Genomic DNA, 12,193 nt, shown 5'->3' on the forward strand with positions numbered 1-12,193 from the left:
GAAGTTATGAAGTTGGTTCTACCATCTGTTTCGGACGAAAGGGGTTAACCATGCTAGGACTTGTTAAAAAAATATTCGGCGACACCAATGAACGTGATGTCAAACGTCTAATGAAGACGGTCGAACTAATCAACCAAATGGAACCACAATATGTTGCGCTCTCGGATGACCAATTGAAAGCGAAGACGGATGAATTCCGTGCTCGTCTTGAGAAGGGTGAAACGGTAGAAGAACTGTTACCAGAAGCATTTGCAACCATACGCGAAGCTGCTAAGCGTGTTCATAACATGCGTCATTTCGATGTACAGTTAGTTGGAGGTATGGCACTCCATGAAGGTAGAATTGCCGAGATGAAGACCGGTGAAGGTAAGACTCTCGTAGGTACGCTTCCTGTGTATTTGAATGCATTGTCGGGAAAAGGTGTGCACGTGGTCACGGTTAATGATTATCTAGCACAACGTGATAGCCAACAAATGGGACTTATATATGAATTTTTGGGAATGACGGTCGGGGTCAACTTGAACGGCATGGACCATGCGGATAAACAAACAGCTTATGCGTGTGATATTACTTATGGTACGAACAATGAGTTTGGCTTCGATTACCTACGTGATAACATGGTGCTTTACAAAGAGCAAATGGTACAACGTCCATTGTATTTCTGCATTATAGATGAAGTGGATTCTATTCTTGTCGATGAAGCTCGTACGCCGCTGATTATCTCAGGACAGGCTGAGAAGTCAACAGAGCTGTACTATTCAGCAGATCGCTTCGTGAAGCGTCTGGTGGCTGAAGAAGACTACACAGTTGATATTAAGGTTAAGTCCGTTGCTCTTTCGGAAAAAGGGGCAGGCAAAGCGGAGAAGGCGTTCGGTATAGAGAACCTATACGATCACGCTAACGTAACGTTGAATCATCATATCGTACAAGCACTGAAGGCGAATGTAATCATGCGTCTTGATGTGGACTACGTTGTGGCTGAAGAAGAGGTTATGATCGTAGATGAATTCACTGGTCGTCTGATGGCTGGTCGTCGTTATAGTGATGGACTACATCAAGCGATTGAAGCGAAGGAAGGCCAAGAGGTACAGAACGAAAGTATGACGCTTGCTACGATTACATTCCAGAACTACTTCCGAATGTACCTTAAGTTAGCTGGTATGACAGGAACAGCGAAGACAGAGGAAGAAGAATTCAAGAAGATCTATGGCTTGGAAGTTCTTCAAGTGCCAACGAATAAGCCGAATAAACGTCAAGATATGCCAGATGTCGTGTATAAGAGCGAGAAGGGCAAGTTCACGGCTGTTGTTGAAGAAATTGTTGAACGTCATAAGAAGAACCAGCCTGTACTGGTGGGTACAATATCTATCGAGAATTCGGAGCTTGTATCCGAAATGCTGAAGCGTAAAGGGGTTAAGCATCGCGTTCTGAATGCTAAATATCATGCCGAAGAAGCAGAAATTGTCTCTCAAGCAGGCCAAGCTGGTACGGTAACGATTGCCACGAACATGGCAGGTCGCGGTACAGATATTGTGTTAGGCGAAGGCGTGTCAGAAGTCGGTGGATTGCATATTATGGGTACTGAACGTCATGAATCTCGTCGTATTGATAATCAGCTTCGTGGACGTGCAGGGCGTCAAGGTGACCCTGGATCTACACAGTTCTACTTATCACTTGGTGATGAATTAATGAAACGTTTCGGTGCTGATAATGTACTGGCGATGATGGACCGTCTCGGATTTGAAGAAGATCAACCTATCGAGAGCAAGATGATATCTCGTGCTGTGGAATCTGCTCAGAAACGTGTAGAAGGAAACAACTTCGATGCGCGTAAGAACGTACTACAGTATGATGACGTCATGAACCAACAACGGGGGATCATTTACAAGCAACGTCGTGAAATTCTTGAGTCTGAGAATATTAAGCAGGTTGTTATGGAAATGGTTAAAAATGTTGTTGATCGTGTGGTTGCTGCACATTGTGTGGATGACATTCCAGAGAACTGGGAGCTTCAAGAAGTAGCGGATTATGTGAATAGTAAGCTACTAGACGTAGATGCCATCACTCGTGATGACCTATGGGGCAAGGAATTGGAAGATATCGTTGACTATATATTTAGTCGTGTTGAGACTAGATATAACGAACGTGAAGAACGTATCGGTGAAGAACTGGTACGTGAATTCGAGAAAGTTATCGTACTTCGTTCCGTGGATAGCAAATGGATGGGTCATATTGATGCGATGGATCAGCTTCGTCAAGGGATTCATTTACGGGCATATGGTGGTACAGATCCGTTGCGTGAATATCAGTTTGAAGGTTTCGAAATGTTTAATGAGATGACTGCCAATATCCAAGAGGAAGTCGCTACTTACGTTATGAAGGCACAGATTGAAGGTAATCAGGAGCGGCAGGCTGTCGTTGAGGAGAACAAGGTATCAACGAATGGCGAACCTGCTGTGCACAATCCGGTACACGTTGGCCAGCAGATTGGTCGGAACGATCCTTGCCCTTGTGGTAGTGGTAAGAAATTCAAACAGTGCCACGGACAAGACGCATAAAGATAAACGATTGAATGGGTAACGTGCACGATTAACTCCCTTAAGCTAAGGAGGTTCTGCAGTTAAGGTCATTCTCCTCGTGAGAGGAGGTCCTTGAGAACTGAGGTTCCTTCTGGTTTGAGGGAGTTTGTGATATTATAAGCTGAAATAGAGCTGTTCTACTTGATGAAGAGGTGACGAGAAAATTATGATCGATCCAAGTATAAGACATGACTTACGTGAAATGAGTACGAAACTTACCAACCTTAGGGGGTCTCTTTGACTTAGATCTTAAGCAAGAGATGATTTCGAACTTCGAAGAAAAGATGTCTGCACCTGATTTCTGGGATGACAGTGAGAAGGCACAGAGCTTGATCGCTGAGCTTAATGGTGTGAAATCTTCCATAGATGAATACGAGAAACTTCAACGTGAGTTCGACGATGTTGAAATGATGGCTGAGCTTGCAGATGAAGAGGAAGATGAATCGTTGTTCGCAGAGATTGTGGAATCTACGATGAGTCTTAAGAAGAAGTTGGATGAATTCGAATTAGGGCTGCTCCTCAGTGAGCCTTACGATAAAATGAATGCCATTCTAGAACTTCACCCGGGTGCCGGTGGTACCGAGTCGCAAGACTGGGGAGAAATGCTTCTTAGAATGTATACACGTTGGGCAGAGAAGCGTGGCTTCAAAGTTGAAACGATGGATTATCAAGCGGGTGATGAAGCGGGGATTAAGAGTGTTACTTTGCTAATCAAAGGATTCAATGCATATGGGTATCTGAAGGCTGAGAAAGGTGTTCACCGTCTAGTACGTATTTCACCCTTTGATTCATCGGGTAGAAGACACACCTCATTCGTCTCTTGTGACGTGGTACCTGAGATTACAGAAGATGCTGAAGTGGAAATTCGCACAGAGGATTTGAAGATTGATACCTACCGTGCTACAGGTGCAGGGGGGCAGCATATCAATACAACGGATTCAGCAGTGCGAATTACGCATATTCCTTCAGGTGTGGTCGTGACAAGTCAGGCTGAACGTTCGCAGATCAAGAATAGGAACTGGGCGATGACCGCACTACGATCCAAATTAGTAGAGCAGAAGCTCGAAGAACAACGCAAAGAGTTGGCAGAAATTCGTGGAGAGCAATCGGAAATTGCATGGGGAAGTCAGATTCGCTCCTATGTGTTCCATCCCTATAGTATGGTAAAGGATCACCGTACCTCCGTGGAGACGGGGAACATTGGTGCAGTGATGGACGGGGATATAAATGCGTTTATCGATGGATATTTACGTAGTCAACTTAAAGTAACAGATAAAGATGAATAATAAATTTGGAATTCCTACACGTTATACGTGTGGGAATTTTTTGATGGAAAAGAAGAGGGAAATTAAGTAACATATCAAAGTAGATGTTCATAATGAGAGGAGATCAGCAAAGAATGGCACAATTAACTCGTGATCGGAGAATTCGCAAACCGATCCCTTTAAATGGTCCGGTTAGGCATATTTTAGACAGTATATTTATTATTATTGGTTCCTTGATTATATCCATAGGATTTAATCTGTTTTTTCTGCCGAATGGTATTGCTTCGGGGGGAGTATCGGGACTGTCCGTTCTAGTTAAATCATGGCTTGGCTTAGAACCTGCGTTTACGCAATGGGCTTTGAATATTCCCTTATTCGTATTGGGATTCCTGCTGCTAGGGAGCAACTATGGCATTCGGTCATTACTCGGGAGTATGATCTTACCGTTATTTGTACTTATGACGAAAGACTGGCCGATCCCAACAGCAAATCCGTTGCTTGCTTCTATTTATGGAGGCATTTGTGTTGGACTCGGCATTGGACTCGTATTTCGTGGAAGGGGATCTACAGGCGGGCTGATGATACTGGCACAGGTGATTCAGAAATTTAGCGGACTCAGCTTGTCTCTATGTGTTGTGTTATTAGATGGTACCGTTATTACTCTAGCTGCGTTTGTCATGTCTATGGAACAGGCCTTGTATGCACTAGTTGCGCTTTATATTACTGGAAAAGTAATAGATACGGTAGAGTTAGGATTTAATTATACGAAGGTCGCATATATTATTTCGGATCACACAGAGGCTCTTGCTGATGTCATTCTAAAAGATCTAGATCGGGGATTGACTAAGCTTCATGCTCAGGGTGGATATACAGGCGATGATCGGACGGTGTTGATGGTCGTTGTAGGACAGAATGAAGTGAGACGATTGAAAACGTTGGTTCAATCGGTGGATCCGGGTGCTTTTGTCATCATTAGTAATGCTCATGAAGTGCTTGGAGAAGGGTTCAAGTTACAACGGTAGAATACGGTAAGAGAGCAGAAGATTTTGTATTAATAGCTAGATTAAAATAATAACAAGCCCTCCTAGTCATCATTTTTTTATTAATGATTGAACTTGTGAGGGTAAATTTTAATTCAATATATAGTCAAAAAGCATTGTATTTATATTAACTCGGACGTATAATAATACATAATTATAAAAGGGCAGTGATCAAGTTGGGTCGGAGAGGGGAACAGGGGAAATGGCATTAGATTCTAAGATTAGAGTAGCTATCGTTGGTTCTACAGGATACGGTGGGGTGGAATTAATTCGTTTGTTACAGGGACATCCTCGTGTGGATATTACCTCTGTTATTTCAACTTCAAGTGCGGGAGTACCGATTTCTAAGGGGTTCCCACATCTAACAAATATTATTAATCAGGATTTGGATGGCCTCGACATCCAGAGTATAGCGCAGAAGGCTGACGTTGTATTTACAGCTACACCATCGGGCATCAGCACGCCTCTGGTTCCTCAGTTACTTCAGGCAGGTCTTAAGGTCATTGATTTATCCGGTGACTTTCGTATCAAGGATGGCGCAACATACGAGCATTGGTATAAGCATCCAGCAGCAGATCCACGCTATGTTGAACAGGCTGTATATGGACTCAGTGAAGTATTCGGGGAAGAAGTGTTAGGCAAAGATTTTATATCTAATCCAGGTTGTTTCCCAACGGCAACGCTACTTGGGCTTGTTCCAGCAATCATAGCAGGATGGATCGATCCATCTTCCATCATCATTGATGCTAAATCAGGTGTATCTGGTTCGGGACGTGGAACGAGCTTGACGGTACATTATGCAGAGATTAATGAGAATCTTCGAGCATATAAAGTAAATAGGCACCAACATATTCCTGAGATTGAACAAGTGTTAAGTGAATTGACCGGTGAGAAGGTTACGGTGACGTTCACGACGCATCTTACACCGATGACGCGTGGGATTATGAGTACCATGTATGCCAAAGTAATAGGGGAACATAGTCAGGCTGACTTTGTTGACTTATACCGTCAGTATTATGAAGGGCGCCCTTTTGTCAGAGTGCGAGATACGGGTGAATGGCCTGCGACGAAAGAAGTAACAGGTTCTAACTTCTGTGACATGGGACTTTTAGTGGATGATCGAACAGGAAGAATTACGATTATTTCAGTTATCGATAATATCGTGAAGGGTGCTTCAGGCCAAGCGATTCAGAATTTGAACCTGATGATGGGATGGGAGGAAGATCTCGGCTTAGGTTATACGCCAGTGTATCCATAAGAAGGGGCAATAACTATGGGATATGAGAATTTTAATATTATAGATGGCGGGTCAATTATAACGCCGAAGGGATTCTCCGCAGGCGGCGTACACTGCGGATTGAAGAAGACGGAGCGCCATGATATCGGCGCGATTGTATGTGAGGTGGCGGCCACAGCTGCGGCTGTGTACACCACAAGCGTGTTCCAAGCGGCACCACTGAAAGTGACGCGTGAGAGTCTTGTAGACGGCAAGCTGAAAGCTGTCGTTGTCAATAGCGGCAACGCCAATGCTTGCACAGGGCAGCAAGGTGAAGCTGATGCCTATGCGATGCGAGCGGCGATGGCGAAGCAGCTAGGCTTAGCGGAGCAAGATGTGGCCGTAGCATCGACAGGCGTGATCGGCGAGCTACTCAAGATGGACTGCGTGAACGCAGGCATCGCGTCGTTGCCACTGCGCCTTAGTAGCGAAGCATGCGGCGCGGAGGACTTCACACAAGCCATCCTCACCACCGATTTGGTGAAGAAGGAAGCTTGTGTATCGGTCCTGGTCGATGGCAAAGAGGTTATCATAGCCGGAGCAGCGAAGGGGTCGGGGATGATTCATCCGAATATGGCTACGATGCTGGCTTTTATGACGACAGATGTCAATATCGATCAAGATGCATTGCAACAATTGATGCGACAAGCGACGGACCTTACCTTCAACATGATTACAGTGGATGGTGATACGAGCACGAATGATATGCTCATTACGATGGCGAGTGGGCTTGCTGGCAATGAGAAGCTGAATAGCTCTCACCCAGATTGGTCTGCTTTCTCGGAAGCCTTCACTTATGTATGTCAGAAGCTGGCCATGGCGATTGCACGTGATGGTGAAGGTGCTACAAGACTAGTGGAAGTCATCGTTCACGGAGCAGTTACTGACAACTCTGCAAGAGCCATTGCGAAGACGATTGTTGGTTCAAGTCTAGTGAAGACTGCGATATTCGGAGCGGATGCCAACTGGGGACGAATTATCGCTGCTGTAGGACGTGCAGGAGAGCCTGTAAATCCAGAACAAGTCGATATTCAACTAGGAGATATCACAGTGCTTAAGGGATCACGCCCAGTGGTATTTGATGAAGAAGAAGCATTGGTTTATTTGAAAGGTGACACGGTGCGTATATTTGTAGATCTCCATGGCGGGGATGGGAAAGCAACCGCTTGGGGATGCGATTTAACATATGATTATGTGCGAATTAATGCGGCATATCGGACTTAAAAAAGTAACGTACAACATGTTGTATAAGAAAACAGATCGCTCTTTTGAGAAACGTTAGTTAACAATCCAGCAATCAGGTAGTTTACTGACTTATAGATGTTGATAGATTAGTTTTAGTAGGTATATGTTTTGAAAGGATGGCATGATAATGCCGTCTCAACCTGTTGGCAATGAGAGGGGAAGGCTTACGATTATGAGAACGATATTGGAGGGTCATGCGGAGGGGGAGCTTCGAGTGGCTAGTGTCCAAGGGAGTTTTGTGATGAAATGTGGTGGAAGTACACTTGCCGCGTTGCCGGATTCCTTCTTCCATGACTTACAACTATTGCAGCAGAGTGGATTACAACCTGTCATCGTTCATGGTGGTGGGCCAGCCATTTCGGATAATCTTGCAAAGCTTGGTATTGAAAGTGAATTCGTTCATGGTCTACGTAAGACTACGGAGGATGTCCTTGATGTGGTGGAGATGGTGCTATCAGGTAGCATTAACAAACAAATCGTCCGTCGGATTCAGAACGTCGGTGGTCGTGCATGGGGTCTCTCGGGTGTAGATGGGTCACTTATTCATGCGATTCCAGTCGCGAACAGCGCAGAGGTGGGCTTTGTTGGAGAAGTTACCCATGTTGAAGCGAGTCTTATACAAGGTGTGCAGGATATGGGGTATATCCCAGTGATCGCACCGATTGGTATTGATCTATCCGGTCAACGTTATAACATTAATGCGGATACGGCAGCGGGAGCGATTGCTTCGCATTTAGGGGTTAATCGTATGATTGTCGTGACAGACGTGCCAGGTATTATGAAGACGGTGAATGACGAGAAAGTGGTACTGACCTCCGTTACCGTGCAAGAGATTAATGACATGATTGAGACTGGCGAAATCTATGGTGGAATGATTCCGAAAGTACGAGCAGCGATGAGCTGTATTCATGGCAATGTTCAAGAAGTCGTAATTGTAGACGGAGGCGAACCGAGGGTACTTAGCCGCGTTATGCAAGGTGAGACCATCGGAACTCGCATTGCTCGGGGATAGAGACGTTAAACGGTAAGCATATAAATAGATTGGAGTGAAGATGAGCGATGGGAATTCAGGAGAAACAGAATGATGTTGGGAATAAGTCTGCAGCGGTAGGAGCAAAGAGTCAAACGACGAGTTCGTTATTTCCGACGTATGCTCGGTATCCAATTAGCCTGGTTAAAGGTGAAGGAAGCTGGTTGTGGGATGATCAGGGCAACAAATATTTAGATTTCATGAGCGGGTTAGCGGTCACGAATCTGGGTCATGCCCCGAAGAAGGTAAAAGAAAAGCTGAAGCAGCAACTCGATGAGTTATGGCATGTATCTAACTTGTTCCAGATTCCGAATCAGGAGAAAGCAGCTTCCTTACTGACATCCATTTCATGTGGAGATGCTGTTTTCTTTTGTAACAGTGGTGCAGAGGCGAATGAAGCTGCAATTAAGCTGGCCCGTCGCTATCATCAGAAGACGAAAGGAACTGGACGTTATGAAGTGATTACGTTCAATCAATCCTTTCATGGACGGACGTTGGCTACACTTACGGCAACAGGTCAGGATAAGGTGAAAGAAGGGTATTTACCACTTCCGCTTGGGTTCAAGACGGTTCCATTACATGATCTTGAAGCGCTGCAGGCGGCTATAAGTGATCAGACAGCAGCTGTGATGATAGAGATGGTTCTTGCCGAAGGCGGCGTTCATACAGTTGAACCTGAATTCTTGAAGGCTGTTTCTGAACTGTGTAAGCAAGAAGGAATACTACTTATTTTTGATGAAGTTCAGACAGGGATGGGACGTACCGGGAAATGGTTCGCTCATGAACATTACGGTGTTGAACCTGATATATTTACTGTAGCTAAAGGACTTGCGAGCGGATTCCCTGCGGGTGCGATGTTAGGTAAAGAATACTTGCGTGATACATTTACAGCGGGTAGTCATGCCACAACGTTTGGTGGAACGCCACTAGCGACAGCAGCAATCATTGCAACGATTGAGACGATGATAGAAGACCGCATTCCTGAACGTGCCGCGAAGATGAGTGAATACTTATTTGAACAGTTGAATGAGAAGTTGGCGGGGATTTCTTTTGTCAAAGGAATAAGAGGGTTAGGTTTACTCGTTGGTATCGAGTGCGAGGATTCCGTTGCTAACATCGTGCTGGAAGGTCAGAAACGAGGGCTGTTATTTGTAAATGCAGGCCCTAATGTTATCCGTTTGTTGCCGAACTTGTACGTAACCGAGCAAGAGATTGATCAAGCCGTGGCGATTGTGGCAGGCCTGATTCAGGATCATATATCAGTCAAGAATGTCTAATAGACCTGATGATACAGTTTTGAACATACATGAATGATAATTCTTTCGATTTAATATATAAAGCAGCATTAAAGGAGGATACCAAGAATAATGCAGACGCAGATTGAGCAGCAACACGCTAATAACTTAAAAGGACGGGATTTCATCGAATTGGATGATTTCACACCAGCTGAGATTCAATATTTAATCGATTTGGCGATTGACATAAAGCATAAGCAGAAGAATGGAGAGGTATATCAGCCTCTTAAAGGCAAGACGATTGGACTTATTTTCGAGAAATCCTCGACACGTACTCGGGTATCTTTTGAAGTGGGAGCATTTCAATTGGGAGCTCATGCACTCTTCTTAAGCAAGAATGATATACAGCTGGGTCGTGGAGAGATTATTAGTGATACAGCACAAGTATTATCTCGTTATTTAGATGGTATGATGATCCGAACGTTCGGTCATGAGAATGTCATTGATTTAGCACGTTATGCGACTGTACCTGTTATCAATGGACTTAGCGATCTAGCGCATCCTTGCCAAGTGTTGGCTGATTATCAGACGGTGTACGAACACAAAGGGGTGTTAAAAGGATTGAAACTTGCCTATATCGGCGATGGTAATAACATGGCACATTCCCTTATGATTGGTGGCGCTAAGCTTGGTGTTCATGTATCGGTGGCAACACCTGAAGGTTATGAGCCGGATGAGTCAGTTGTGAATGAATGCCTTGAGATTGCTCGTGAAACAGGTGCTCAGATCGTAGTAACACGCAGTCCACAAGAAGCTGTTAAAGACGCGGATGTTATTTATACAGATGTATGGGCAAGCATGGGATTTGAAGAAGAACAGAAGATTCGTGAAGCTGCTTTTAAAGACTATCAAGTAGATGAACAGCTTGTCCAAGGTGCTAAGAGTGACTATCTCTTCATGCACTGTCTGCCAGCACATCGTGGTGAAGAAGTGAGTGAGGGTGTCATTGACGGGGATAATTCAGTTATTTTTGATCAAGCTGAGAACCGTCTGCATGCACAAAAGGCCTTGATGGCTGCATTGATGGGATAAATGATTCATAGTATAATTAATTAATAAATTGAATTAATATTTAGTATAGTTATGTAGATTGAACCTAAAGACGAACCCTCATAATTCATGATTCTTTTTAAAAATGATTGAACTTGTGAGCGCAAACTTTAGTTCAATCTATATAGAATTCAGTATAGAAATTCATATAAGGATTTAGAGAAGGGAAGTTTACGAGTATGGCAAAAGAGAAAATAGTACTGGCTTACTCCGGAGGACTCGATACATCGATCATTCTGAAGTGGCTTAAGGAAACATACGATGCAGAGATTATCGCTTTCACAGCGGACATTGGTCAAAAAGAAGAGTTGGATGGCTTAGAGGAAAAAGCACTGGCTACAGGCGCATCCAAAGTATATATTGATGACTTGCGTGATGAATTTGCGAATGACTTCATCTATCCGATGTTCCAATCGGGCGCTCTATACGAAGGTCAATACCTATTAGGTACAAGTATTGCTCGTCCATTAATCGCTAAACGTATGGTGGATATCGCACGTGCAGAAGGCGCAACCATGATCGCACACGGTGCTACAGGCAAAGGGAACGACCAAATTCGTTTCGAGCTTGGCGTGGCTGCACTTGCACCTGAGATCAAAGTTATCGCTCCATGGCGGCTAGAAGAATTCCGTAATGAGTTCCCAGGACGTGCTGAAATGATCGCTTATGCTGAGAAACATGGTATTCCGGTAACCGCTTCTGCGGCGAAGTCCTATTCCATGGATCGTAACTTGCTGCATATTAGTTATGAGAGTGGCGTACTTGAAGATCCTTGGTTCGATGCTAGCACACCTGAGAATAAAGACATGTTCCTACTGAGCGCTTCCCCTGAGGATGCACCGGATGAGGCAGAATATTTGGAGCTTGAATTTGTACAGGGAGATTGTGTGGCTCTGAACGGTAAGGAATTAACACCACTTCAAGTGATGGAGCAATTAAATGAGCTAGGTGGTAAGCATGGTATTGGCCGTGTAGATATGGTAGAGAACCGTTTCGTAGGGATGAAGAGCCGGGGTATCTATGAGACACCAGGTGGCTCAATTCTATTTACAGCTCATCGCAAAATGGAGTCCATCACGATGGATCGTGAAGTGATGAACCTGCGTGATAGTTTAATCACTCGTTATAGTACACTTGTATACAATGGCTTCTGGTTCGCCCCAGAACGTCTTACACTTCAGGCACTTGTGAAAGAGAGCCAGAACAACGTGACCGGTACTGTGCGCGTGAAGTTATACAAAGGGAATGTTATCGGAGCTGGTGTGAAGAGCCCAGTGAGCTTATATAATCCAGAAATCGCAACGATGGAAGCTGATCCAACACAGGCTTACGATCAAGGGGATGCAACAGGATTCATTCACCTGAATGCTTTGCGCCTTAAAGTAGCAGCTGGCGTACAACAAAACAAATAAA

Annotated in this window: 9 protein-coding genes; all 9 read left to right on the top strand. The window is 44.5% G+C overall.

Going from position 1 to position 12,193, the window contains the following annotated elements; all coding sequences use genetic code 11:
* The first annotated feature begins 50 nt into the window (after window positions 1-50).
* The 9 genes from secA (at window position 51) to PGLA_RS10880 (ending at window position 12,192) form a co-directional block, all read left to right on the top strand.
* A complete protein-coding gene (gene secA, locus PGLA_RS10840; RefSeq protein WP_068532425.1) occupies window positions 51-2,558 on the top strand; it encodes a preprotein translocase subunit SecA in 2,508 nt (835 codons plus the stop codon).
* A 187-nt stretch (window positions 2,559-2,745) separates the two neighbouring features.
* Window positions 2,746-3,865 (top strand): peptide chain release factor 2 gene (gene prfB, locus PGLA_RS10845; RefSeq protein WP_245699805.1). Its coding sequence is split into 2 segments (ribosomal slippage): window positions 2,746-2,817 and window positions 2,819-3,865, totalling 1,119 coding nucleotides; the frame shifts between segments, so codons are not numbered across the junction.
* 113 nt (window positions 3,866-3,978) lie between these two features.
* Window positions 3,979-4,866 carry a YitT family protein gene (locus PGLA_RS10850; RefSeq protein ID WP_068532429.1) on the top strand — a complete coding sequence of 296 codons (888 nt, stop codon included), beginning with the start codon at window positions 3,979-3,981 and terminating at the stop codon, window positions 4,864-4,866.
* 220 nt (window positions 4,867-5,086) lie between these two features.
* Entirely contained in the window at window positions 5,087-6,142 is a 1,056-nt protein-coding gene (argC, locus tag PGLA_RS10855) for an N-acetyl-gamma-glutamyl-phosphate reductase (RefSeq protein WP_068532431.1), read from the top strand.
* A 15-nt stretch (window positions 6,143-6,157) separates the two neighbouring features.
* On the top strand, window positions 6,158-7,384 hold the full coding sequence (gene argJ, locus PGLA_RS10860) for a bifunctional glutamate N-acetyltransferase/amino-acid acetyltransferase ArgJ (protein ID WP_068532433.1): 1,227 nt from the start codon (window positions 6,158-6,160) through the stop codon (window positions 7,382-7,384).
* A gap of 193 nt (window positions 7,385-7,577) precedes the next feature.
* Complete coding sequence (gene argB / locus PGLA_RS10865; protein WP_068532590.1) at window positions 7,578-8,417, top strand: acetylglutamate kinase; 840 nt, start codon at window positions 7,578-7,580, stop codon at window positions 8,415-8,417.
* A 47-nt stretch (window positions 8,418-8,464) separates the two neighbouring features.
* Entirely contained in the window at window positions 8,465-9,712 is a 1,248-nt protein-coding gene (locus tag PGLA_RS10870; RefSeq protein WP_068532436.1) for an acetylornithine transaminase, read from the top strand.
* A 90-nt stretch (window positions 9,713-9,802) separates the two neighbouring features.
* On the top strand, window positions 9,803-10,762 hold the full coding sequence (gene argF / locus PGLA_RS10875) for an ornithine carbamoyltransferase (RefSeq protein WP_068532438.1): 960 nt from the start codon (window positions 9,803-9,805) through the stop codon (window positions 10,760-10,762).
* A 197-nt stretch (window positions 10,763-10,959) separates the two neighbouring features.
* On the top strand, window positions 10,960-12,192 hold the full coding sequence (locus tag PGLA_RS10880) for an argininosuccinate synthase (protein WP_068532440.1): 1,233 nt from the start codon (window positions 10,960-10,962) through the stop codon (window positions 12,190-12,192).
* Window position 12,193 lies beyond the last annotated feature (1 nt).

It is taken from the genome of Paenibacillus glacialis, from assembly GCF_001637205.1.
GTDB classification, from domain to species: Bacteria; Bacillota; Bacilli; order Paenibacillales; family Paenibacillaceae; genus Paenibacillus_AQ; species Paenibacillus_AQ glacialis.

Coding starts and splice junctions, on each gene's coding strand:
- argF (WP_068532438.1), top strand. CDS start 9,803: ATGCAGACGCAGATTGAGCAGCAACACGCTAATAACTTAAAAGGACGG.
- PGLA_RS10880 (WP_068532440.1), top strand. CDS start 10,960: ATGGCAAAAGAGAAAATAGTACTGGCTTACTCCGGAGGACTCGATACA.
- argC (WP_068532431.1), top strand. CDS start 5,087: ATGGCATTAGATTCTAAGATTAGAGTAGCTATCGTTGGTTCTACAGGA.
- argJ (WP_068532433.1), top strand. CDS start 6,158: ATGGGATATGAGAATTTTAATATTATAGATGGCGGGTCAATTATAACG.
- secA (WP_068532425.1), top strand. CDS start 51: ATGCTAGGACTTGTTAAAAAAATATTCGGCGACACCAATGAACGTGAT.
- argB (WP_068532590.1), top strand. CDS start 7,578: ATGAGAACGATATTGGAGGGTCATGCGGAGGGGGAGCTTCGAGTGGCT.
- PGLA_RS10850 (WP_068532429.1), top strand. CDS start 3,979: ATGGCACAATTAACTCGTGATCGGAGAATTCGCAAACCGATCCCTTTA.
- PGLA_RS10870 (WP_068532436.1), top strand. CDS start 8,465: ATGGGAATTCAGGAGAAACAGAATGATGTTGGGAATAAGTCTGCAGCG.